The sequence below is a fragment of the Stenotrophomonas sp. 96582_Sma genome (assembly GCF_056480905.1).
Map to the genome: position 1 here is coordinate 3172358 of NZ_CM151122.1, position 23875 is coordinate 3196232.

Below are 23875 nucleotides of genomic sequence, written 5' to 3' on the forward strand. Positions count from 1 at the left end.
GCTTTGACGGTTTCTCGTCCGGTGTCGTTTGCCCTGGTCGGCGCACTGCTGTGCTTTTTCGCACCGAGCCTGCCACTGATCCGCGCACGCCGGAGCCGCTTCAAGGCCTGACGCCGGCGCGGTCCTACTGCTGCAGCAGTACCTGCTGCAGCGACGGCAGCAGCACACGGTTGCCATGCGCGCTGAGGTGATCGCCATCGAAGAACAACGGCCGGCCATCGCGCTGCGCCGGGCACAGCACGTCATCACACAGCACCGGCATCGGATCCCACAGCACACCCCCTGGCAGGCCATCGACCACCTGCTGCAGGCTGCCCAGCATCGGCGCACGCAGCGTTTCCATCGCCTCACGCGTGCTGTCCAGGCCGTTGCGGCAGACCTCGTTGCGTGAATTGAAGCGGTCAGAGCAGCGATACGGCGGCGCCGGCAGCACCGGTTTGGGCGCCTCCAGCACAATTCGCACACCGCGCTCGGCCAACGGTTTCCACTGGGTGATCGCCTCGGCCACTTCGGCCTCGCGTCCTGCAGTGGCTTCCGGGGTCACCTCGCCCGCCAGCTGCGCCTGCGCATCGAACAATACGAACTGATCGGACAAGCGCGGTATCCGCAGCGACACCAGCACCACGGCATCACCTGGCTGCGCACGCTGCGTGACATCGGCGAGCATCGCTGCGTCGAAATCACTGCAACCGGCACCCGCGCCGCGCCACTTCTGCAGGCTCACCTGCGGGCATCCACCACGACCGTAGAGAATCACCTCCGAGCCACTCTCAAGCGCCAGCCGCTGCAGCAGCTCGATGTAGGCCATTGCATGCGAATCGCCAGCAACGAACACCTGCTTCGGCGCACCGGCAGGCACCGGCCGATCGCAGTCACCACGCGCATAGGTCCGCATGCTGCCACCTTCGAAGCGTCGCTTGGTGGTCACCAGGCTGCAGTCGGGATAGTCGCCTGCCACGCTCTTGCCGTTGGGATACCAGTCGCCGGGATGCCGACTGACCGTGCTCAGTGATATCCGCGGTGCCTGCAGGTACAGCAGCGTCTGGGTGCCGGCCGCGACCAGCAGCACAGCCGAACCTGCCAGCACCCAGCGACCCGGGCGCAGACGCTGCGCCAAGGGGCCCCGGAACGGTTGCTCCACCCAGCGCCACGACAACCACGACAGCAGCAGCACCAGCGCCATCGCAGCGCTCATCTGCAGGGGTGTCTGCAGGCCCACGGTCCAGCGCATCAGCACGAATACCGGCCAGTGCCACAGATACAGCGAGTACGACAGCAGGCCGATGGAGCGCATCGGCCTGCTGGCCAACAGGCGTGCCACCCAGGACCGGGGATGATGATGCAGCGCCCACAGCAGGCCTGCCGCAGCAAAGGTCGGCAGCAGGCCATCAGGCCACGGCGAACGTCCGGCCCGTGCGGTCCACAATGCCCAGCACAGCAAGGCCAGCGCCACCATCGCGAGCAGCGAGAACACGGGCGCAGCGCGCTTCAGTGCAATCGTCGTCACCGCATCCACTGGCTGGCGAACATGCAGCAGCTGGAACAGCAGTACGCCAACGCCCAGCTGCCACAGCCGCGTAGTGGTGGCGTAGAACGCCCACGATGGCGGCGCCTCGCGCAGGCCCAGCACCGCCGCATGCAGCAGCGACGCCGCGCTGACCACGGCAAACAGCCCAAGGCTGATCCAACGCCCGCGCGCGCCGCGCGCCCAGGCCAGGAACAGCAGCGGGAACAACAGGTAGAACTGTTCCTCCACGCCCAGCGACCAGGTATGGGTATAGGGATTGAATTCGGCCTTGGGCGCGAAATAATCGTTGCCGATCAGCGCCAGCACCCAGTTGCTGAAGCCGAAGAATGCCATCAGCCCGGTCTTGTCACTGGCCTCGCTGAGCCAGGACTCGGGAATGAACAGCACGCTGCCGACAGCGGTCAACAGCAGGCAGCTGATCAGCGCAGGTGCGATGCGGCGGATGCGGCGCGAATAGAAGCGCAGCATCGACTGCCACAGCGACAACGACGGCAGCCGGTGCACCGATGCGCTGACCACGAACCCGGAAATGACGAAGAACACGTCTACGCCGGTGAACCCGCCCGGCAACCAGGCCGGGTCCAGGTGGAACACGATGACGGCCAGCACGGCAATCGCGCGCAGGCCGTCAATGTGCGGCACGTAGCCGCGGCTTGGATCAGCGGTCATCCTTTCCCCCCAACCGCGGAGGCAGTGCCGTCCACGGTGGTTGCGCCTTTACCAGACCAGGTCGTCCGGCACCTGGTACTGCGGATCCGCATACGGATCTTCCTCGGCCGGCGCATTCGGATCGACCTTCAGCGCCACCGAGGCGGCGAACACCGCCTCGGACTGTGCCAGCACGTCGGCCGTTACCAGCAGGTAGCGGCCATTGAGCTGGACCACACCCAGCTCACCGGCATTGAGCGCGGTCAGCTGTTCGGCAGTCACATAGATGCGCTTGATCTTGCCGCCATACGGGAAGTGGCGGGCGATGTCCGCTGCCTCGGCGTTGAGGCTCTTGTCCTTCAGCAGTTCTTCCAGCTTGGCCTTCGCCTCGCGGCGCACGCGTGCTTCTTCCTGCTTCAGGCGCTCGGTCTCGATGCGCTCTTCCTTCTCCCGCTGCGCCCGGATGGCATAGGCCTTGGCCAGATCCATCTCTTCGGTGCTGCGCGGCTTGCGCGGGCCCTGCTGGCCCTGGCCACCGCGCGCATGCCCGCCGGGCTTGCCCGCGCCATGGCCCTGCCCACGACGCTCACCGGGCTTGTGCTCGCCCTTGCCTGGGCCCTGCGGCTTTCCATTGCCGTTGCCGTTGCCACCCTTGCCCTGCGGGCGGCCATCACGGCGGGGGCCATCATTCTTGCGCTCGGGCTTGGGCGCGGGCTTGAAGCCCAGGCCCATCAGCTGGTCGCGGAGGGTATCGCTCATAGGATTCGGATCAGTAGTGCGGCGGCGGCGGTTCGCTCGCCGGATCGGAAGAATTCAGTGCGTTGCGGACCTTGCCCAGGTCTTCCAGCAGCACGCGCAGCACATCGGCGTTGCGCATGCCCTGCATGCGGGCATCAGCCAGCGCGTCGCTCAGCTCGGCCAGCGCCTGTTCCTGGAAGGACACGCGCATTTCCAGCTCGACCAGGCGCGCTTCCAGCGCCTGCTCGCGTTCAGTGGGCAGATCAGACATGCAACGAGCGCCCCCGGCCAATGCCGTAGTACGCAAGACCTGCGGCTTCCACTTCGCCCGGCTCATACAGATTGCGGCCGTCGAACACCGCCGCATCCTTCAGCTGCTCGCGCAGCTTCTGGAAGTCGGGGCTGCGGAACTGCTTCCACTCGGTGACCACCACCAGCGCGTCAGCACCCTGCAGCGCTTCATCGGCACTGTTGCAGAACACCAGGTCATCGCGTTCGCCGAAGATGCGCTGCGACTCGTGCATCGCCTCCGGATCGTAGGCACGCACCGTCGCACCGCCTTCCCACAGCTGCGCCAGCAGTCGACGGCTGGAGGCCTCACGCATGTCGTCGGTGTTCGGCTTGAAGGCCAGACCCCATACGGCAAAGGTCTTTCCGCGCACGCCCTCGTCCTCGCCCTTGTCGTAATGACGCTGGATGAGGGCAAACAGATGGCCCTTCTGCGCATCGTTGACCGCTTCAACCGCATTGAGCAGCTTCGGCTCAAGGCCATACTGCTGGGCGGTACGGGCCAATGCCTGCACGTCCTTGGGGAAGCACGAGCCGCCGTAACCGGCACCCGGATAGATGAAGTGCCAGCCGATGCGTGGATCCGAACCAATGCCCTGGCGGACCTGCTCGACATCGGCACCGACGCGTTCAGCGATGTTGGCGATTTCATTCATGAACGAAATCTTGGTCGCCAGCATCGCATTGGCGGCGTACTTGGTCAGTTCGGCCGAACGCACGTCCATTTCCACCACGCGGTCGTGGTTGCGGTTGAACGGCGCGTACAGGCGACGCATCACCGCCACCGACTCTTCGTTCGCCGCACCGATGATGATGCGGTCCGGGCGCATGCAGTCCGCAACCGCATCGCCTTCCTTCAGGAATTCCGGGTTGGACACCACGTCGAAGGCGATGTCCGCGCCACGCGCGGCCAGCTCTTCGGCAATGGCGGCACGCACCTTGTCGGCGGTGCCGACCGGCACCGTCGACTTGTTCACCACCACGGTCGGCACACTCATGTGCCGACCAATGGTTCGGGCTACGGCAAGCACGTATTGAAGATCGGCACTGCCATCCTCGTCCGGCGGCGTACCAACGGCGATGAACACCACCTGGCCGTGATCGATGGCGGCCGCGGCATCCGTGGTGAACGCCAGCCGCGCTGCGGCATGATTGGCCTTCACCATCGGCTCCAGGCCGGGTTCATAGATCGGGATGATGCCCTGGTTGAGGCCATCCACCTTGGCCTGGTCGATATCGACACAGACCACCTGATGACCAACATCGGCCAGGCAGGTACCGGTCACCAGTCCAACGTAGCCGGTACCAAAAATCGCAACGCGCATATCCGTATTCGCTCCTGAATGACTTACGGCAGAACGCCCAGCAGCTCGACGTCGAACGTCAGAGTCGCGTTCGGGCCGATCGGGCCGCCCGGGGTGCCGTTCTCACCGTAGGCGAGTTCGCCCGGGATCCAGAAGCGGTACTTCGAACCGACCGGCATCAGCGCGACGCCTTCGGTCCAGCCCTTGATCACCTGATCCAGGCCGAACTCGGCCGGCTGGCGGCCGTAGGAACTGTCGAACACGGTGCCGTTGAGCAGCTTGCCTTCGTAGTTCACGCGCACCTTGCTGCTCGGCAGCGGGCGCTCGCCGCTACCCGGGCGGATCACCTGGTACTGCAGGCCCGACGAGGTGGTCACCACGCCCGGCTGGGTCTTGTTCTTGGCCAGGAATGCGTTGCCTTCCGTGCGGTTGGTCTGCGCAGCCTGGGCAGCCTTGGCCTGCATTTCAGCCTGCTTGGCACCCATGAAGGCCTGGATGGTGGCGGTCGCGTCAGCTTCCGTCATCTTCGGCTGGCCCTTGGTCAGGCCGGTGCTGATTGCGTCAAACAACGAGGCGACATCGATATCGTCCTTCAGCTGCGCCAGCGACGGACCCACCGAGTAGGAGCCGATCATCTGCGACACCTTGACGCGGTCGACCTTCGGCGGCTGCGAGCCCGGTGCCACGCCCGGCACCTGCTGGCCGCTGCGGGCCATAACGACCTGGCGCAGGGCGGCATCGGTGGCCTTGGCCTGTTCCTGGGTGATCTGCGGCTGCAGGCCCTCGAACGAACGCTCAACGGCGGTGCGCAGGGCGGCCACATCGATCTCATCGGCGATCGGGGTGAACGACTTGGCGACATCAAGGCCGATGGCGTAGCCGAGCTTCTGCTTGGGGGAATTCAAGGTTGCGGTCTCCTTGGCGGCTGCGGGGGCAGCCGGTTGTTGCGACAGAGCGACACCCGAAGTGCCCATCGCCAGAATCAGAACCGACGCCGCGGCGCCGCGCATTCCCATCTTCATTCGCTGCATTCCTGGAAGTGTCTGGGCGCCGACGTCGGCGCGAAAAGAAACATTGTCGCACGCATGCCGTCGATGTCGAGGCATGCGTGCTGGATATCAATGCGTGGCGGCTGCCGCCAGCGCCTTGTCGATGGCCGCGGTCAGCTGCGGATCGTCCGGCGTCACCTTGCTGGCGAACTGGGCAATGACCTTGCCATCGCGGCCCACGAGGTACTTGTGGAAGTTCCAGGCCGGCGCAACGCCGGTCGCTGCGGTCAACCGCTGGTACAGCGGCGTGGCCTGCGTGCCGACCACATGCACCTTCTCGAACATCGGGAACTTGACGCCGTAGGTCAGGGTGCAGAAGTCCTGGATCTGCTTCTCGTCACCCGGTTCCTGGCCCTTGAAGTCATTGGAAGGAAAGCCCAGCACCGCAAAACCGCGGCCTGCATAGCGCTTCTGCAGCGCCTCCAGCCCTTCGTACTGCGGCGTGTAGCCACACTTGCTGGCGGTGTTGACCACCAGCAGCACCTGCCCGTGATAGCGCTGCTGCAGATTCACCTGCTGCTTGCTGGCCAACGGCCGGTATTCCAGATCGAGCAGGTCGGCCGCCAGCGCACTGGCGGAACCGGCGGCGCCGGCCACCATCAGGGCCAGCAGGGACAGGCCGCGCAGGCGGCACGGGGAAACGGTCGGCAGGGGCATCAGAGGCGGTCCGCGGTAGCCATTCACAAGGCCCGGCCAATGCTGGCCGGGAATCGGCCGAACTATAGCACCGGGCTCTGGAGCCCCTGATGGCACAGGTCCACCCCGGGCTTTGCGCGGCGTGGCGAATGTGCTGCCCGGGCGCCATCGAAGGCGCAGTGATGACATAGCATGGACATCACTGAATGGAAGGCCGCCCCGAAAAGCCCCCTGCAGAAGATTCATTTCCCTTTTAAATCAATCGACTAAAGGGATGTTTCAGCAATCTGACCACCCCTGCCATCAGTTGGGGACGGCAAGGGGTTGCACGTAGGCGTGCCGGTGTTATAGTTGCATACAACACCAGTCACCTGAGACAGGGGGAAGCCATGAACGTCCGGATCCGTCGCAACCTCACCGCACCCGCGGCCGTCGCTGTTTCGACCCTGCTCGTGCTGGCCTGGTGGGCCACGCCCACCGCCCCTGTTTCCGCCGCTGCTGAAAGTGCGCAGGACGCGACTCTCTCCCCCGCAGGGAACGCCCCCTCCTCCTCCCCCCTCCCCCGCGTCGGCTGCACAGCGCGCTGTCCATGCCGTATTTCTCGTTCGCCCAGCCGCTGACCCCACGGAGCTGAATATGAGCGACATCCAGTGGAGCGACGGCGCTCCCATCTACCGTCAGTTGAAGGAGCGCGTGATCGCCATGATGCTCGACGGAATCCTCAAGCCGGGCGATGCCCTGCCTTCGGTGCGCCAGGTGGCCGCCGACTATCAACTCAACCCCATCACCGTTTCGCGCGCTTACCAGGAGCTGGCCGACGAAGGCCTGGTCGAGAAGCGCCGCGGCCTGGGCATGTTCATGACCGAGCAGGCGGCCACGCAGCTGCGCAGCAGCGAGCGCGACCGTTTCCTCAACGAAGAATGGCCGGCGGTTCTGGAGCGCATCCAGCGCCTGGGCCTGAGCCTCGACGAATTGCTGCCCCAGGGGAAAGTCTGATGAATAGCACTGCAAGTGAGTCGGTCATCACCGCCCGAGGCCTGCGCAAGGCCTACAAGACCACGGTCGCCCTCGACAACGCCAGTTTCAGCATTCCAAGCGGGCGCATCGTCGGCCTGATCGGGCCCAATGGCGCCGGCAAAACCACCGCGCTGAAGGCCATTCTTGGACTGACCTCGGTGGAGGGTGAACTGAGCGTGCTCGGCCGCGACCCGCGACTGCACCGCGACGAACTGATGAACGACATCTGCTTCATCGCCGACGTCGCCGTGCTGCCGCGCTGGCTGAAGGTGCGCGAGGCGATCGATTTCGTGGCCGGCGTCCACCCGCGCTTCGACCGCGCCCGCTGCGAGCGCTTCCTGGCCAACACCAAGCTGCAGCCGAAGCAGCGCGTGCGCGAGCTGTCCAAGGGCATGATCGTGCAGCTGCACCTGGCGCTGGTGATGGCCATCGATGCCCGCATCCTGGTGCTGGACGAGCCGACCCTCGGCCTGGACATCCTGTACCGCAAGGAGTTCTACCAGCGCCTGCTGGAAGACTACTTCGACGAACAGAAAACCATCATCGTCACCACCCACCAGGTGGAGGAGATCGAGCACATCCTCAGCGACGTGATGTTCATCCGCGATGGCCGCATCGTGCTCGACGCGGAAATGGACGACGTCGGCCAGCGCTATACCGAGCTGCTGGTCAATGCCGACCAGCTGGACACCGCGCGCGCCCTGAAGCCGATCGACGAGCGCAGCCTGGCGTTCGGCAAGACGGTGATGCTGTTCGATGGCGTGCCGCGCACCCAGCTTTCCTCTCTCGGCGAGACCCGCATCCCGGGCCTGGCCGACCTGTTCGTCGCCATCATGAAGGGGACCTACGCATGAATGCCATCAAGCACCCCATCAGCCCGATCGGCACCCTGCGCTGGCTGCTCAAGCGCGAGTACTGGGAGAACCGCGGCGGCTTCCTGTATGCCCCGTTGATCGCGGGCCTGATCTCACTGGTGATGAGCATCGCCGGCATTGCCTTCGGCCTGTTCGCGCTGAACCGTGCGGCACGCGACGGCGGCCTGCACATCGATGGCGAGAACGTGAACATCAACGGCCTGAACCTGGCCCTGCTCACCCGTGACATCAGTGCCAAGGACCTTGCTGATCTTGGCAACGGCCTGGACCTGACTCTGGTACTCAGTTCAAGCTGGCCGTTCGTGGTGCTGGCCTTCGTCGTGTTCTTCTACTGCCTGGGCGCCCTGTACGACGATCGCCGCGACCGCAGCATCCTGTTCTGGAAGTCGTTGCCGCTGTCGGACACGCAGACCGTGCTGTCCAAAGTGATCAGCGCACTGATCATGGCACCGTTGATCGCGGTCATCGCCGGCATCCTCACCATGTTCGGCTTCATGCTGATCATCAGTGCCGTCGCGCTGCTGCACGGTGGCAGCCCGATGACCCTGATCTGGGGCCCGGCCAGCCCGCTGACCCTGGCCGCTGGGCACCTGGCCTGGATTCCGGTCTATGCCCTGTGGGCCCTGCCCACCGCCGGCTGGCTGTTGCTGTGCTCGGCATGGGCCAGGAGCAAGCCGTTCCTGTGGGCGGTAATGTTGCCGCTGTTTGCCGGCATCATTGTCAGCTCCACCAAGATGATGCCGCTGTTCGGCCTGACCACCGGCTGGTTCTGGCAGAACATCGTCGGCCGCCTGCTGCTGGGCGGCGTGCCCGGCATGGACCTGCTGTATCGCCTCGGCGCCGACGAAGCATCGCGCCGCGATCTGGACTCGGTCGTCAGCCTGATGTCCCCCGCCTCGCAGCTGAAGTCGCTGGCGATGCCGGAGCTGTGGATCGGCGCCGTCGTCGGCGCAGTGTTCATCTTCCTTGCCATCCGCCTGCGCAAGCGCGCCGGCGAGATCTGATCCCATCCATCCGGAGGCACCACCCATGCGTTCTTTGCTCGCCTGTTCTGCGTTGTTGCTGTTGCCGTTGTCGGCGCTGGCCGCCGATGCTCCGAACTGCAAGTTCACTGCCGCCCGCGCACTGAAGCTGGACGTGGCTGGTGCCAGGACGGTGGTGTTCGAGGTCAATCAGCATGACCTGAAGGTGGTCGCCAGCGCTGGCGGCGGCCAGCTGGACGGCCGCGCCTGCGCGTCCAGCCAGGAATGGCTGGACCAGCTGGTGCTGGAGCAGCGCAAGGTCGGCGACAAGCTGGTGGTGAGCCTGCGCCGCGACGGCCGCCAAAGCGGCATCAGCCTGGGCAACAGCTACGCCTGGCTGGATATCCGTGGCAGCGTGCCGGACAACATCCCGCTGCAGTTCAAGATCGGCTCGGGCGATGCCAGCGTGGAGAACGCACAGTCGCTGAGCGTGGACGTGGGTTCCGGTGACGCCGTGGTCCGCGGTACCCGCGGCAGCATCCACGCTGCAGTGGGTTCGGGCGACCTCAACATCGATGGCGGCAGCTCCCTGAATCTGCTGTCGCTGGGTTCCGGCGACGTCACCGTACGCAACATCAGCGGCGATGCCAGCACCGGTACCGTCGGCTCCGGTGACCTGAAGATCAGCGATGTGCGTGGCAACGCGCGACTGGATACCGTGGGCTCGGGTGATATCGAGTTCAAGCGCGTGCAGGGCAGCGTTGAAGTGGGCGTGGTCGGCTCCGGCGGGGTCGATCTGGCCGACATCGGTGGCAATGTGCATGTCCGCAGCCACGGCTCGGGCGACATCAACGTCGACGGCGTGCGCGGCACCCTGACCGTCGACCACAGCGGCAGCGGTGACGTCGATCATCGCAACGTCAGCGGCAGGGTCACTCTGCCGCGCAGCAAGTAAACCCTCTTCCAGACACTACCAGGGGAACACCATGAACCTGTTGCGCCTGTTGCCCGCTGTGCTGCTGTCCCTGCCGCTGATCGCCTGCGGCGGCACGTCGTCAGCACCCGACAAGACCGTTGGCAAGAGTGTGGCCGAAGCCACAGGCGGCGTCGGCGAGACCGTCAGGAACGCGATGGACGATGCCCGCAAGGATATCGCCCAGGGCAACATCAAGATCTCGGCGGACAAGCAGCCGCGTGCGGAGATCACGCCGGATGGCCGCCTGCTGATCGCGGGCAAGGAGATCGCCGCCAACGATATCCAGCGCCGTCATCTGCAGGACTACCGCGGCCACGTGGTCGCCATCGCGATGGACGGCATGGATGTCGGCCTGGCCGGCGCCAAACTGGGTGCCAGTGCTGCCGGCGAAGCGCTGAAGGGCATTTTCAGTGGCGACAGCGAAGGTGTCGAAAAGCGCATCAATGCCGAAGCCGAGAAGATCGAAGCCCAGGCCAAGCGCATCTGCGACCGCCTTCCGGCGATGCTGGCCAGCCAGCAGGCTCTCGCACGTGAACTGCCGGCATTCAAGCCCTACGCGACCATGGACCAGAGCGACGTGGACGACTGCGGCAAGGACACCGTGGTCCAGCGCTAGGCCTGTGACAGATCAGCGCACCCGGCCGGCAGCGGCGTCCGGCTGCCGGCCGTAGTGCGCCGCCCGGCTTACAATGGCGGCCCCGGACGCCCCCGAACCGATTGCCATGAAGAAGCTGTTTCTGCTGTTGACCGCCCTGCTCTGCCTCGGCCTGGCCGGCTGTGACCAGGAGTACCGCAACCACCGCGCCGAGCGTGGCAAGCCCAAGATTTCCGTCAGCGAAGGCATGGTCACCGTGCGTCGCCCGCCCGCGCCGAACATCATCATCCTCGCCGACGGCACGATGAAGATGGACGAGATCCAGATTCCGCTGGACGACGGGCAGAAACAGATGCTGCAGACCATGTTCGGCAAGCTGCAGGTGCTGCGCCAGAACACCCTGGTGGCCGCACCGGCCGATCCCAACATGCAGCCGGTGAAGATCCAGCCGCCGGAGGGCATGGACGTGATTCCGGCGGACCTGATCCAGCGCATCCCGGAGTTCAAGGATTACACCGACACCTTCGGCAACATCGTCGCCGACCGTCGCTGAAAAAAAACGCCGCCCGAAGGGCGGCGTTTCTGCTTTCTGTAGAGTCGAGCCACGCTCGACTCCGGAACAACAGTCGAGCATGGCTCGACTCTACAACCGGCCGATCAACCGCCGGCGCCGCCGCCACCGGCCTGGATGCCACCGGCGGTCAGCGCGGTCGGGTCCAGCAGGCGACGCAGCTCGGCCTCCTCCAGCCCACTGTCCTCCAGCGCCACATCCAGCACCGGGCGCTGTTCCTTGTACGCGCGCTTGGCAATCGCCGCAGCCTTCTCGTAGCCGATGATCGGGTTGAGGGCGGTAACCAGGATCGGGTTGCGCGCCAGCGCCTCGGCAACGCGGTCCTCGCGCACCTTCAGCCCGGCAATCGCACTGTCGGCCAGCAGGGTGGACACGTTGGCCAGCAGGCCGATGCCATCGAGCAGGTTCACTGCGATCAGCGGCAGGGTGACGTTGAGCTGGAAGTTGCCGGTCTGCCCGGCCACGGTGATCGCAGTGTGGTGACCGATCACCTGTGCACAGGCCATCACCGTCGCTTCCGGAATCACAGGGTTGACCTTGCCCGGCATGATCGAGCTGCCCGGCTGCAGCGCCGGCAGTTCGATCTCGCCCAGCCCGGCCAGCGGACCGGCGTTCATCCAACGCAGGTCGTTGGCGATCTTGATCAGCGCCACCGCCAGCGCATTGAGCTGACCGGAAAGCTCCACCGCGTCGTCCTGTGCGGCCAGGCCTTCGAACTTGTTCTCGGCACTGTCGAACTTGAAACCGGTCTGCTGCTTCAGTGCCTTGGCCACCTGTGCACCGAAGCGCGGATCGGCATTGATGCCGGTGCCGATGGCGGTGCCACCCAGCGGCAGCCGGCGCACGCGCTTGAGGCTGTCTTCGATACGCTCCTGCGCCGACGCCAGCTGCGCCGACCACGCGCCGAATTCCTGCTCGAAGGTCAGCGGCATCGCATCCATCAGGTGGGTGCGGCCGGTCTTGACCACCTTGCGCAGGCTGCGGCCCTTCTTGTCCAGGGTCTTGCGCAGGTGCACCAGCGCCGGCAGCAGCTGCTCATGCGTCGCCAACACCGCCGACACCCGCAACGCGGTCGGAATCACGTCGTTGGAGCTCTGCCCCTGGTTGACGTGGTCATTGGGGTGCACACTGGTCTTGCCCGCCTTGCCGGCACGGTTGGCCAGGGTGGCGATGACCTCATTGGCATTCATGTTCGACGACGTGCCAGAACCCGTCTGGTAGACATCGATCGGGAACTGCGCGTCCCAGTTGCCGGCGGCCACTTCGGCGGCAGCGGTCTGGATGGCCTTGGCCACGTTCTTCGGCAGGTGGCCCAGTTCTGCGTTGACGCCCGCGGCGGCGCCCTTGACCAGGCCCAGGGCACGGATGAAACCGCGCGGCATGCGCTGGCCCGACACCGGGAAGTTCTGCACGGCACGCTGGGTCTGGGCGCCCCACAGGGCGTCCGCAGGCACCTGCAGCTCGCCCATGCTGTCGTGTTCGATTCTGAAACCCTTGCTTGCAGCTTTGCTCATTGCATCAACTCCGCACTACTTCAGTTGGGGAAAGGGAAGCGGCGGCTGGCAGGGTGTCGCTTCCCGGGCTGGCGGCTGCGCCAACGATACTCCCTTGCCCGCAGCGTGGGATGACGAGGGCGGGCCAGATCGTTTCATCCGCAGGGCCGATCTGCACGCGCAAGGGGTAGTGCCGGCCGCTGGCCAGCAATCCATGGAATCGTGGGCCGGGCGTGGTTGCCGGCCAGCGGCCGGCACTACCTCACCGGCACGTCGTAGAATATGGCCCCCGCCGCTCGCCCCAGCCCTGCCGACATGTCCGATTCCGCCCTGCTCGCCCTGTCCCCGCTCGATGGCCGCTATGCCGGCAAGGTCGACGCCCTGCGCCCGATCTTCTCCGAGTACGGCCTGATCAAGGCCCGCATCACGGTCGAAGTGGAGTGGTTGCTGGCCCTGGCCGCCGAGCCGGGCATCGTCGAACTGGCCCCGTTCTCCGACGCCGCCATCGCGCGTCTGCGTGCCCTGGCCGCCAGCTTCAGCCCGGTCCAGGCCGCGCGCGTGAAGGAGATCGAGCGCACCACCAACCATGACGTCAAGGCGGTGGAGTACTTCATCAAGGAACAGCTGAAGGACGACGCCGAGCTGGCCCCGGCGCTGGAATTCGTGCATTTCGCCTGCACCAGCGAAGACATCAACAACCTCAGCTACGGCCTGATGCTGGAACAGGCGCGCCGCGAGGTGGTGCTGCCGACGCTGGATGGCATCGCCACCTCCCTGCGCAGCCTGGCCCACGCCCAGGCCGGCCAGCCGATGCTGTCGCGCACCCACGGCCAGACCGCCTCGCCGACCACCCTCGGCAAGGAGCTGGCCAACGTGGTCGCCCGCCTGGAACGCCAGCGCAAGCAGATTGCCGCGGTCGAACTGACCGGCAAGATCAATGGCGCGGTGGGCAACTACAACGCCCACATCGCCAGCTACCCGGACGTGGACTGGCCGGCCTTCGCCGAGCGCTTCGTGACCAGCCTGGGCCTGGTGTTCAACCCGTACACCACGCAGATCGAGCCGCACGACAACATCGCCGAAATCGGCGATGCCGCGCGCCGCGCCAACATCATCCTGATCGACCTGGCCCGCGACATCTGGGGCTATGTTTCGCTGGGCTACTTCAAGCAGCGCCTGAAGGAAGGCGAAGTCGGCTCGTCGACGATGCCGCACAAGGTCAACCCGATCGATTTCGAGAATGCGGAAGGCAACTTCGGCATTGCCAATGCGCTGTTCGAGCACTTCAGCGCGAAGCTGCCGATCAGCCGCTGGCAGCGTGACCTGACCGACTCTACCGTGCTGCGTGCACTGGGTACCGCGTTCGGCCACAGCCAGGTGGCGCTGGATTCGCTGGCCAAGGGCCTGGGCAAGCTGGAAGTGAACCCGCAGCGCCTGGATGCCGATCTGGATGCGGCCTGGGAAGTGCTGGCCGAGGCCGTGCAGACGGTGATGCGTCGCCACGGCCTGCCGAACCCGTACGAACAGCTGAAGGCGCTGACCCGCGGCCAGGGCATCACCGCCGAGTCGATGCGGGCGTTCGTGCAGGGGCTGGAGCTGCCGGCGGATGCGAAGCAGCGCCTGCTGGAGATGACCCCGGGCAGCTACACCGGCCTGGCCGAGTCGCTGGCGAAGAAGATTTAAGGAGTTTCCTTTGCGGCGGCGGCCGCGGGCGCTGCCTGCGGCAGGCAACAGCAACAGCAACATCAACGTCAATAGCGGCTCTGGGTTTTTGCCGTGCTTGGCGGGGCGGGTTGGATTCGCGGGACACGCCGTGAACCCGTCCTTGGGGGCTCGATGGCGCCATCCATGGCGCCAACGGTCCCGCGAACCCAACCCGCCCCACCTCTGACAGATTCCCGGTGACGGATCGAAGAGCATTGGGTTGTCGGGACGGAATTTGAAAGAGGGACGCGGCTTCGCCGCGTCCCTCTGTTGTTTTTGGCTGATTGTAGAGCCGAGCCCATGCTCGGCTGCTTGTTCCAACAGCAAGCCGAGCATGGGCTCGGCTCTACAGGAGCATGAGCAAGCGCAGCGCGCGACCCGCTTTTGCCTTTGATCTTCTTCTTCCATTCCGTGGCGGGCCGCGCAGGAAACTGTCAGGGGCCGGGCGGGTGGGCCATGCAGGGGCGTTGGCGCCATGGATGGCGCCATCGAGCTTACAAGGACGTACTTGCAGCGTCCCCTGCATGGCCCACCCGCCCGGCCAAGCGCGGCTTTTGATTCTGAACCACCCCGCCACGAGGGGCTCCGCCGTTGGCCGGACACCCCGCGACAAACCCGCGCACGTGCGCAATCCCGGCGAACGGCGGACAATGGAGATCTCAGGCGGCCCGCCGCGCCGCCCCTCCCGCTTTCCGCTGCAAGGATTCCCCCATGGCCGCCCGCAAGTCCTCCGCCCCCCTGATCGAAGTCACCGCCCGCCCCGGCCAGCCGCTGGGCATGGCGCCGGCCACCTTCCTGCGCGACTTCTGGCAGAAACGCCCGCTGCTGATCCGCAACGCCTTCCCCAACTTCCAGACCCCGGTGCAGCCGGAAGACCTGGCCGGGCTGGCCTGCGAGGAAGGCGTGCTGGCACGCCTGATCGAGCACGACAAGACCCAGGACGGCTGGCGCGTACGCACCGGTCCATTCCAGGAAGACGTGTTCCCCGCCCTGCCCGACCACGACTGGACCCTGCTGGTGCAGGACGTGGACAAGTGGGACCCGGACGTGCGCGCCCTGATCGAGCACTTCAGCTTCCTGCCGCGCTGGCGCATGGATGACGTGATGATCAGCTTCGCCGCCACCGGCGGCTCGGTCGGCGCCCACGTCGACCAGTACGACGTGTTCCTGCTGCAGGCCCATGGCCATCGCCGCTGGCAGATCGATGCTAGCGAATCGATCAAGGGCAAGCAGCCGCCGCTGGGCTTCCGCCCCGACGTGGAGCTGAAGCTGCTGAAGGTGTTCAAGCCGACCCACGACTGGGTGCTGGCGCCGGGCGACATGCTGTACCTGCCGCCGAACGTGCCGCACCACGGCGTCGCCGAAGATCCCTGCCTGACATTCTCGTTCGGCATGCGCGCGCCGTCTTCGGCCGAGCTGATCAGCGACTACCTGGACACCCTGATCGCCGATGCCGACGAGAACATCCGCTACCAGGATGCCGACCTGAAGGTGCCGGCCGACCCGAACGAAATCGACACAGTGGCGATGGCGCGGGTGATCACCGCGCTCAACGCCATCCGCATGAACGACCCGGACAAGCTGGGCGACTGGTTCGGCCGCTTCATCACCACCTACCGCGCGGCCGGCGAAGTGATGGCCCACCAGGCCGCACCGGCACAGGAAGAAGTGGTCCAGGCCCTGGCATCGGGCCTGCTGCTGCAGCGCCACCCGTGGGCCCGGCTGGCCTGGCGCCGGGCCAAGCGTGGCGCCAGCCTGTATGTCAGCGGCCAGGACTTCGCGCTGCCGGTGAAGGACGCGCAGCGCCTGGCTGGCACCGAACAGCTGGACGCCGCCGCTTATCGCGGCCTGTCCGACAAGGGCCGTGCCGTGGTCCAGCAGCTGCTGGTCGGCGGGGTGTTCCAGCTGATCGACCCGAATGAGGTATACGAGGCCGAAGACGAGGACGACGGCGAGGATGCCGTGGCGCTCGGCGAGGTCGTCGAAGGCCGCGACCGCGTGGATGCGATCGACGCCGACGCGGTGTCCGACGATGTCCACTCCGTGACCGTGCACGACGACGGCATCGAGGTCATCGTCAACTTCGAGGACGACGAGGAAGACGACAGCGCCGGCCGGGCCTGAGCCATCGCCATGATCCGGGTCCAGCAGGTCAGCCACGCCGATGCCCACGCAGCCATCCACGAGGTGCGCCAACGCGTGTTCGTGCAGGAACAGGGCATCGCCGCCGAGCTGGAACGCGATGCGCTGGACCCGGTCAGTGCCCATGTGCTGGCGCTGGACAGTGACAACCAGCCGGTCGGCACGGGCCGGCTGGCCCCGGATGGCCGCATCGGCCGCATGGCGGTGCTGGCCAGCCATCGCAGCCACGGGGTCGGCGGGGCCCTGCTGGAAGCACTGGTGGAGGCCGGGCGCCGGCTCGGCCTGGCCGAGCTGCATCTGCACGCCCAGCTGCCCGCCCGTGACTTCTATGCCCGCCAGGGTTTCCTGCCCGAAGGCGAGGTGTTCGAGGAGGCCGGCATCGGCCACCAGCAGATGCGCCGCCGGCTGGGCGCGGCCAGCGCCATCGACAGCCGCGCCGAGGCGGTGGCCACCACCACGGCCATCATCCACCGCGCCCGTCGGCAGCTGTGGCTGCACAGCCGCCAGCTGGACCCCGGACTGCTCGACGCGCCCCCGGTACAGGCCGCCCTGCGCCGCTTCGTCACCGCCCGCCACGACAAGCAGCTGCGGGTGATCGTGCACGACGCCGCCGCGATCGCCTCTAGCGGGACGCCGCTGCTGGCGCTGGCCCAGCGCCTGCCCAGCGTGATCCAGTTCCGCGAGGTCACCGACCCGGTCGACCGTGCACTGGCCTCGGCCTGCCTGCTCAACGATGCGGGCGACTTCTACTTTCGTCTGATCGGCCATCGCCTCGACGGCGAAGCCGGCATCGCGCTGCCGGCACGTTCGCAGCCGTTCGAGCAGCAATTGCAGCGCGTCTGGGACCGTTCGCGTGATTGCAGAGAACTGCGCGCGCTCGGCATCTGAGCGGAGCGGGCTGACTCAACCTGTCTGGAACCGGCACCGGGGGACGCGCGATACCTCTGGTGCTGCCCCTTCGTGTCCGGTTGGGGGTACAATTTGGCTGTTTGAACGCGCCCGCGCAGGGCTATTCATCTTCCTGCCGGGTCCTTCTGAAGCCATACCCCACAAAGCGAATCAACACCCTCCATCGTGGACAATCAACTGAAGCAGTTTGCGCAATCTTCGCAACTCGCCGGCGGCAACGCCTCCTATGTCGAGGACCTGTACGAGCAGTACCTGGTCTCCCCGGATAGTGTCGATCCCAAATGGAAAACCTACTTCGACGGCTTCAAGGGCCGTGAAGCAGGTGACATTCCGCACTCGGCCGTCATCTCCCACATTGCGGACGCGGCCAAGGATGCGCTGAAGGCCGGTACCGGCAACGGTGCAGGCGACGAGCGCGAGCGCAATGTCGGTCGTCTGATCACTGCCTACCGTTCGCGCGGCCACCTGGACGCCCGCCTCGATCCGCTGGGCCTGGCCGCACCGGTCAACACCCCGGACCTGAGCCTGCCGTTCCACAGCCTGTCCGATGGCGACCTCAACAGCGAGTTCAGCACCGGCGGCGTCGGTGGCCAGCCGCGCATGAAGCTGCGCGACCTGCTGGCACGCCTGAAGGCGACCTACACCGGCTCGATCGGTGCGGAGTTCATGCACATCTCCGAGGTCGAGCAGCGCCAGTGGATCTACAAGAAGCTGGAACTGGCCGGTGGCAACTACCAGCTGGACGCTGATACCCAGCGCCGCACCCTGGAGCGCCTGACCGCGGCTGAAGGCCTGGAGCGCTACCTGCACACCAAGTACGTCGGCCAGAAGCGCTTCTCGCTGGAAGGCGGCGACTCGCTGATCCCGATGATGGACACCATCATCCGCAGCGCCGGCAAGGATGGCGTCAAGGACGTGGTGATCGGCATGGCCCACCGCGGCCGCCTGAACGTGCTGGTCAACACCCTGGGCAAGAACCCGCGCAAGCTGTTCGACGAATTCGAAGGCAAGTTCGAGCACGACGAGCACGCCTCGGCCGGTGACGTGAAGTACCACATGGGCTTCTCGGCCGACGTCGCCACCGATGGCGGCCCGGTGCACCTGGCGCTGGCGTTCAACCCGTCGCACCTGGAAATCGCTGACCCGGTCGTGGCCGGTTCCGTGCGTTCGCGCCAGGAGCGCCGCAAGGACACCGCGCGCAAGCAGGTCATGCCCATCCTGATCCACGGCGACGCGGCCTTCTCCGGCCAGGGCGTGGTCATGGAACTGTTCCAGATGTCGCAGGCCCGCGGCTTCGCCGTCGGCGGCACCGTGCACATCGTGGTCAACAACCAGGTCGGCTTCACCACCTCCAACCCGCTGGACACGCGTTCCACGCGCTATGCCACCGACGTGGCGAAGATGATCGCCGCCCCGGTGCTGCACGTGAACGGCGATGATCCGGAAGCCGTTGTGTTCGCCGCGCAGCTGGCCTTCGAGTTCCGCCAGAAGTTCGCCAAGGACGTGGTCATCGACCTGATGTGCTACCGCCGCTGGGGCCACAACGAGGCCGACGAACCGGCGATCACCCAGCCGCTGATGTACCAGGTGATCCGCAAGCACGCCACCACCCGCGAGATGTACGCCGAGCAGCTGGAAAAAGCGGGCGTGATCGCCGCCGGTGCCGGCAAGGCGATGGTCGATGCGTACCGCGAGAAGCTGGATGCCGGTGAAGTGACCACCGAGCTGGCCAAGGTCGAGAAGACCCCGCCGACCAGCCCGCTGTTCGTCGATTGGCCGAAGCTGCTGGAAGGCAAGCTGTCCGACCCGATCTCGACCAAGGTCGAGAAGAACAAGCTGGTCGAGCTGGCCAAGCTGATCAACACCATTCCGGACGAAGTGCAACTGCACTCGCGCGTGGCCAAGGTCTACGACGACCGCCGCAAGATGGCCGCTGGCGAGATCCCGGGCGACTGGGGCTTTGCCGAGAACCTGGCCTACGCCACCCTGCTCGACGAAGGCAGTGCCCTGCGCCTGGTCGGCCAGGACGTGGGTCGCGGTACGTTCACGCACCGCCACGCGATCCTGCACGACCAGAAGACCGACAACTACTACATGCCGCTGCGGCAGCTGGTGGATTCGCCGGAGAAGGCCACCGTCATCGATTCGCTGCTGAGCGAAGAAGCGGTGATGGCCTACGAGTACGGCTTCTCCACCACCGATCCGAACACGCTGTGCATCTGGGAAGGCCAGTTCGGCGACTTCGCCAACGGTGCCCAGGTCGTCATCGACCAGTTCATCGCCGCCGGTGAAGCCAAGTGGGGCCGCATCTCCGGCCTGACCCTGCTGCTGCCGCATGGTTATGAAGGGCAAGGCCCGGAACACAGCTCGGCGCGCCTGGAGCGCTTCCTGCAGCTGTGCGCGCTGGAGAACATGCTGGTGGTGGTGCCGTCGACCCCGGCACAGGCCTTCCACATGCTGCGTCGCCAGCAGCACCTGACCACCCGCAAGCCGCTGGTGGTGATGTCGCCGAAGTCGCTGCTGCGCCACAAGCTGGCCGTGTCGACCCTGGACGAGCTGGCCAACGGCGAGTTCCAGCACCTGATCGGCGACGCCAACGCGGACGCCAAGAAGGTCAAGCGCGTGGTGCTGTGCTCGGGCAAGGTCTACTACGACCTGCTGGAAGACCAGACCAAGCGTGGCCAGGACGACGTGGCGATCATCCGCGTGGAGCAGCTGTACCCGTTCCCGCGTGCGCTGCTGGCTGCCGAACTGAAGAAGTACGGCAAGGCCACCGACGTGGTGTGGACGCAGGAAGAACCGCAGAACCAGGGTGCGTGGTACCAGATCCGCCACCACCTGCAGTTCTGCCTGGCCGATGGCCAGAACCTGCACTACGCCGGTCGCGCACGTTCGGCTTCGCCGGCTGCCGGTCACATGGCTGACCACGTCCGCGAACAGCAGCAGCTGGTCGCCGATGCACTGGTCAACCCGTTCAACGACACGTTCGCTGAATAATCCTCCCCCTATTTAGAAGACAAACCAGGAAGCTCCCGCAATGGCCACCGAAGTCAAAGCCCCGGTACTGCCCGAATCCGTCGCCGACGGCACCATCGCCACCTGGCACAAGAAGGTGGGCGACGCCGTCAAGCGCGACGAAAACCTGCTTGACCTGGAAACCGACAAGGTCGTCCTGGAAGTGCCGTCGCCGGTCGACGGCGTGCTCAAGGAAATCAAGTTCGCCGAAGGCTCGACCGTGACCTCCAGCCAGGTCGTGGCGATCATCGAGGAAGGCGCCGTCGCTGCTGCCCCGGCTCCGGCCGCTGAAGAGAAGAAGGCCGAGGCCGCTCCGGCCGCTGCCGCTCCGGCCGCCGCCGCTGCTCCGGCCCCGGCTGCCAAGTCGGCCGCCGACACCCTGCCGCCGGGCGCCCGCTTCACCGCCATCACCGAAGGCGTGAACCCGGCCGACGTCGACGGCACCGGCCGTCGCGGCGCGGTGACCAAGGAAGACATCGTCAACTTCGCCCGCAACGGCGGCGCCGGCAAGGCCGGTGGCGCACGTCCGGAAGAGCGCGTGCCGATGACCCGCATCCGCAAGCGCATCGCCGAGCGCCTGATGGAGTCGAAGAACTCGACCGCCATGCTGACCACCTTCAACGAAGTCGACCTCTCCAAGGTGTCGGCGGCGCGCAAGGAACTGCAGGACGAGTTCGTCAAGGCCCACGGCATCAAGCTGGGCTTCATGAGCTTCTTCGTGAAGGCCGCGGCCAATGCCCTGCAGCGCTTCCCGCTGGTCAACGCCTCGATCGACGGCGACGACATCATCTACCACGGCTACTCGGACATCTCGATCGCCGTGTCGACCGAGAAGGGCCTGGTCACGCCGGTCCTGCGCAACGTCGAGCGCATGTCGTTCGCCGACATCGAGAAGACCATCGCCGACTACGCCAAGAAGGCCCGTGATGGCAAGCTGAGCCTGGAAGAACTGCAGGGCGGCACCTTCACCGTGACCAACGGCGGCACCTTCGGTTCGCTGCTGTCGACCCCGATCATCAACCCGCCGCAGAGCGCCATCCTGGGCATGCATGCCATCAAGGAGCGTCCGATCGCCCAGAACGGCCAGGTCGTGATCGCGCCGATGATGTACCTGGCGCTGTCGTACGACCACCGCATCATCGACGGCAAGGACTCGGTGCAGTTCCTGGTGGACATCAAGAACCAGCTGGAAAACCCGGGCCGCATGCTGTTCGGCCTGTAAGACACCTCACGCCCCTCCGCGCCCGCGCGGAGGGGTTCTGGTAATGCATCAAGGAATAATTCAATGGCTGAACAATTCGACGTCGTCGTCATCGGTGCCGGCCCGGCCGGTTACCACGCTGCCATCCGCGCGGCCCAGCTGGGCCTGAAGACCGCCTGCATCGACGCAGCGCTGGGCAAGGACGGCAAGCCGGCGCTGGGCGGCACCTGCCTGCGCGTGGGCTGCATCCCGTCCAAGGCGCTGCTGGATTCCTCGCGCCAGTTCTGGAACATGGGCCACATCTTTGGCGACCACGGCATCAGCTTCAAGGATGCCAAGATCGACGTCGAGGCGATGGTTGGCCGCAAGGACAAGATCGTCAAGCAGTTCACCGGCGGCATCGGCATGCTGTTCAAGGCCAACAAGGTCGCCGCCTACTACGGCTTCGGCGAACTGCAGCCGGGCAACGTGGTCAAGGTCACCCAGCATGACGGTTCCATCGTCGAGCTGAAGGGCACCAACGTCATCATCGCCGCCGGTTCGGATTCGATCGAACTGCCGTTCGCCAAGTTCGACGGCGAGACCATCGTCGACAACGTCGGCGGCCTGGACTTCACCGAAGTGCCGAACCGCCTGGCGGTGATCGGCGCCGGCGTGATCGGCCTGGAACTGGGCAGCGTGTGGAAGCGCCTGGGCGCTGAAGTCACCATCCTGGAAGCACTGCCGGAGTTCCTGGCCGTGGCCGACGCCGAAGTGGCCAAGACCGCTGCCAAGGAATTCAAGAAGCAGGGCCTGGACATCCGCCTCGGCGCCAAGGTCTCCAAGACCGAGATCACCGGCAAGGGCAAGAAGAAGGAAGTCGTTGTCACCTACACCGACAGCGAAGGCGAAAAGACCCTGACCGTGGACAAGCTGCTGGTGGCCGTTGGCCGTCGCGCCGCCACCAAGGGCCTGCTGGCCGAAGGCACCGGCGTCAAGATCAACGAGCGCGGCCAGATCGAAGTCGACGCGCACTGCCACACCGGCGTCAACGGCGTGTGGGCGGTCGGCGACTGCGTGCGTGGCCCGATGCTGGCGCACAAGGGCTTCGAGGAAGGCATCGCGGTGGCTGAGCTGATCGCCGGCCTGCCGGGCCACGTCAACTTCGACACCATCCCGTGGGTCATCTACACCGAGCCGGAACTGGCCTGGGTCGGCAAGACCGAAGCTCAGCTGAAGGCCGAAGGCATTCCGTACAAGGCCGGCAGCTTCCCGTTCGCCGCCAACGGCCGTGCCGTGGCGATGATCGAGCCGGCCGGCTTCGTGAAGATCCTGGCCCATGCTGAAACCGATCGCATCCTCGGCATGCACCTGGTCGGCGCCAACGTCTCCGAGCTGGTGCACGAAGGTGTGCTGACCATGGAGTTCAGCGGCTCGGCCGATGACCTGGCCCGCATCTGCCACGCTCACCCGTCGCTGTCGGAAGTGATCCACGACGCCGCGATGGCGGTCAGCAAGCGCGCCATCCACAAGGCGAACTGATCTGCATCCGGGTAGGTGCCGACCGTTGGTCGGCACGCGCCTGCAGACAAAAAACCCCGCCTCGGCGGGGTTTTTTGTTGGCGTTGATGATGTAGAACCGAGCCCACGCTCGGCTATCCCGGGAAAAGCAGCCGAGTATCGGCTCGGCACTACACCTTTCCAGCCGGCTTCTTCGGCGGATCGTCACAGATGCGGTGCTGGACCACGGTTTCACCGACCTTCCATTCCTTCGCGACCCTGCAGCGCTCCTTGGCTTTCTGCACAGAGACCGCGGCAGCATTCGCCTCGTCAGCCGCAGCAGTCTGCTGGCGTTCCAGCCACACCGACGGTGGCGCTGGAGGTGTGGCCAGTGCCGGCCCCGCGAGCAATGCCAGCGCCACCAGCAGCACCGTCCTCATGCAGCCACCGCTCGGCCACCGAGCAGGCGCGCCGGCAGCATGAACAGCGCGCGCAGGAACGCGAACAGGGCCGAGAACGTGATGCCGACCAGGCGGAACGGCAGGCTCAGCAGCCACACGAACGGCCAGGCGATCAGGGCGAGGATCGCCAGCGGCCAGCACAGCACGAACAGCAGGCACCACACACCGAGCGCGAACAGGGTCTTCATCACGGTCTCCTTGGGGCGGCACCCTGCCGCCTGCGGACACCTTGGCGCCCCGCCCCACCGCCGGCAAACGGTTTGCGACAAAACCGGGCTGGGGGC

General features: G+C 66.0%; 21 protein-coding genes. 12 read left to right on the forward strand and 9 right to left on the reverse strand.

Annotated features, from left to right (window positions below; all coding sequences use genetic code 11):
- Positions 1-124 precede the first annotated feature (124 nt).
- The 6 genes from ACZK2R_RS14810 to ACZK2R_RS14835 form a co-directional block, all read right to left on the reverse strand.
- Positions 125-2197 (reverse strand): acyltransferase family protein, encoded by a 2073-nt coding sequence (locus ACZK2R_RS14810; protein ID WP_180837516.1) that lies wholly within the window; start codon positions 2195-2197, stop codon positions 125-127.
- 48 nt (positions 2198-2245) lie between these two features.
- Entirely contained in the window at positions 2246-2935 is a 690-nt protein-coding gene (locus ACZK2R_RS14815; protein WP_180837515.1) for a DUF2058 domain-containing protein, read from the reverse strand.
- Positions 2936-2945: 10 nt separating this feature from the next.
- Complete coding sequence (locus ACZK2R_RS14820; protein ID WP_019660397.1) at positions 2946-3185, reverse strand: SlyX family protein; 240 nt, start codon at positions 3183-3185, stop codon at positions 2946-2948.
- Complete coding sequence (locus ACZK2R_RS14825; protein WP_032127659.1) at positions 3178-4527, reverse strand: UDP-glucose dehydrogenase family protein; 1350 nt, start codon at positions 4525-4527, stop codon at positions 3178-3180. Before ACZK2R_RS14825 ends, ACZK2R_RS14820 begins: the two co-directional genes overlap by 8 nt.
- 23 nt (positions 4528-4550) lie before the next feature.
- On the reverse strand, positions 4551-5528 hold the full coding sequence (locus ACZK2R_RS14830) for an FKBP-type peptidyl-prolyl cis-trans isomerase N-terminal domain-containing protein (RefSeq protein ID WP_019337358.1): 978 nt from the start codon (positions 5526-5528) through the stop codon (positions 4551-4553).
- Between the two features lie 96 nt (positions 5529-5624).
- The gene (locus ACZK2R_RS14835) at positions 5625-6212 is read right to left on the reverse strand and encodes a glutathione peroxidase (RefSeq protein WP_019337359.1); all 588 of its coding nucleotides are present in this window, start codon (positions 6210-6212) and stop codon (positions 5625-5627) included.
- Positions 6213-6827: 615 nt separating this feature from the next.
- On the opposite strand from ACZK2R_RS14835, the gene ACZK2R_RS14840 reads away from it, so the two are divergent.
- The 6 genes from ACZK2R_RS14840 to ACZK2R_RS14865 all read left to right on the forward strand — a co-directional run bounded on the left by ACZK2R_RS14840 (position 6828) and on the right by ACZK2R_RS14865 (position 11169).
- A complete protein-coding gene (locus ACZK2R_RS14840) occupies positions 6828-7187 on the forward strand; it encodes a GntR family transcriptional regulator (RefSeq protein ID WP_006453095.1) in 360 nt (119 codons plus the stop codon).
- Complete coding sequence (locus ACZK2R_RS14845; protein ID WP_032130455.1) at positions 7187-8062, forward strand: ABC transporter ATP-binding protein; 876 nt, start codon at positions 7187-7189, stop codon at positions 8060-8062. The genes ACZK2R_RS14840 and ACZK2R_RS14845 overlap by 1 nt, the downstream gene beginning before the upstream one ends.
- Positions 8059-9087, forward strand: coding sequence for an ABC-2 transporter permease (locus ACZK2R_RS14850; protein WP_125892125.1), 1029 nt, complete (start codon positions 8059-8061; stop codon positions 9085-9087). The genes ACZK2R_RS14845 and ACZK2R_RS14850 overlap by 4 nt, the downstream gene beginning before the upstream one ends.
- Positions 9088-9112: 25 nt before the next feature.
- The gene (locus tag ACZK2R_RS14855) at positions 9113-10000 is read left to right on the forward strand and encodes a DUF4097 family beta strand repeat-containing protein (protein ID WP_125892127.1); all 888 of its coding nucleotides are present in this window, start codon (positions 9113-9115) and stop codon (positions 9998-10000) included.
- 31 nt (positions 10001-10031) lie between these two features.
- Positions 10032-10637, forward strand: coding sequence for a YggN family protein (locus ACZK2R_RS14860; protein ID WP_164081210.1), 606 nt, complete (start codon positions 10032-10034; stop codon positions 10635-10637).
- A gap of 106 nt (positions 10638-10743) precedes the next feature.
- Positions 10744-11169 carry a hypothetical protein gene (locus tag ACZK2R_RS14865; RefSeq protein ID WP_125892130.1) on the forward strand — a complete coding sequence of 142 codons (426 nt, stop codon included), beginning with the start codon at positions 10744-10746 and terminating at the stop codon, positions 11167-11169.
- A gap of 104 nt (positions 11170-11273) precedes the next feature.
- On the opposite strand, the gene ACZK2R_RS14870 is transcribed toward ACZK2R_RS14865, so the two are convergent.
- Positions 11274-12701, reverse strand: coding sequence for a class II fumarate hydratase (locus ACZK2R_RS14870; protein WP_049462122.1), 1428 nt, complete (start codon positions 12699-12701; stop codon positions 11274-11276).
- Positions 12702-12995: 294 nt separating this feature from the next.
- Between ACZK2R_RS14870 and purB the strand changes: the two genes are divergently transcribed.
- The 6 genes from purB (at position 12996) to lpdA (ending at position 23172) form a co-directional block, all read left to right on the forward strand.
- Positions 12996-14363: an adenylosuccinate lyase gene (gene purB, locus ACZK2R_RS14875; protein ID WP_125892132.1), complete on the forward strand. Its 1368-nt coding sequence runs from the start codon at positions 12996-12998 to the stop codon at positions 14361-14363.
- A gap of 732 nt (positions 14364-15095) precedes the next feature.
- Positions 15096-16508, forward strand: a complete 1413-nt coding sequence (locus tag ACZK2R_RS14880) for a ribosomal protein uL16 3-hydroxylase (RefSeq protein WP_125892134.1) — start codon at positions 15096-15098, stop codon at positions 16506-16508.
- Positions 16509-16517: 9 nt separating this feature from the next.
- Entirely contained in the window at positions 16518-17414 is an 897-nt protein-coding gene (locus ACZK2R_RS14885) for a GNAT family N-acetyltransferase (RefSeq protein ID WP_180837513.1), read from the forward strand.
- A 186-nt stretch (positions 17415-17600) separates the two neighbouring features.
- A complete protein-coding gene (locus tag ACZK2R_RS14890) occupies positions 17601-20432 on the forward strand; it encodes a 2-oxoglutarate dehydrogenase E1 component (RefSeq protein ID WP_180837512.1) in 2832 nt (943 codons plus the stop codon).
- Between the two features lie 40 nt (positions 20433-20472).
- On the forward strand, positions 20473-21672 hold the full coding sequence (gene sucB / locus ACZK2R_RS14895; RefSeq protein ID WP_032129627.1) for a dihydrolipoyllysine-residue succinyltransferase: 1200 nt from the start codon (positions 20473-20475) through the stop codon (positions 21670-21672).
- Between the two features lie 63 nt (positions 21673-21735).
- Positions 21736-23172: a dihydrolipoyl dehydrogenase gene (lpdA, locus tag ACZK2R_RS14900; RefSeq protein ID WP_008264626.1), complete on the forward strand. Its 1437-nt coding sequence runs from the start codon at positions 21736-21738 to the stop codon at positions 23170-23172.
- Positions 23173-23321: 149 nt separating this feature from the next.
- Here lpdA and ACZK2R_RS14905 read toward each other — a convergent pair whose 3' ends face one another.
- Both ACZK2R_RS14905 and ACZK2R_RS14910 read right to left on the reverse strand, forming a co-directional pair.
- Positions 23322-23570 (reverse strand): hypothetical protein, encoded by a 249-nt coding sequence (locus tag ACZK2R_RS14905; protein ID WP_125892138.1) that lies wholly within the window; start codon positions 23568-23570, stop codon positions 23322-23324.
- Positions 23567-23779 (reverse strand): hypothetical protein, encoded by a 213-nt coding sequence (locus ACZK2R_RS14910; protein ID WP_010486834.1) that lies wholly within the window; start codon positions 23777-23779, stop codon positions 23567-23569. The genes ACZK2R_RS14905 and ACZK2R_RS14910 overlap by 4 nt, the downstream gene beginning before the upstream one ends.
- Between the last annotated feature and the right edge of the window lie 96 nt (positions 23780-23875).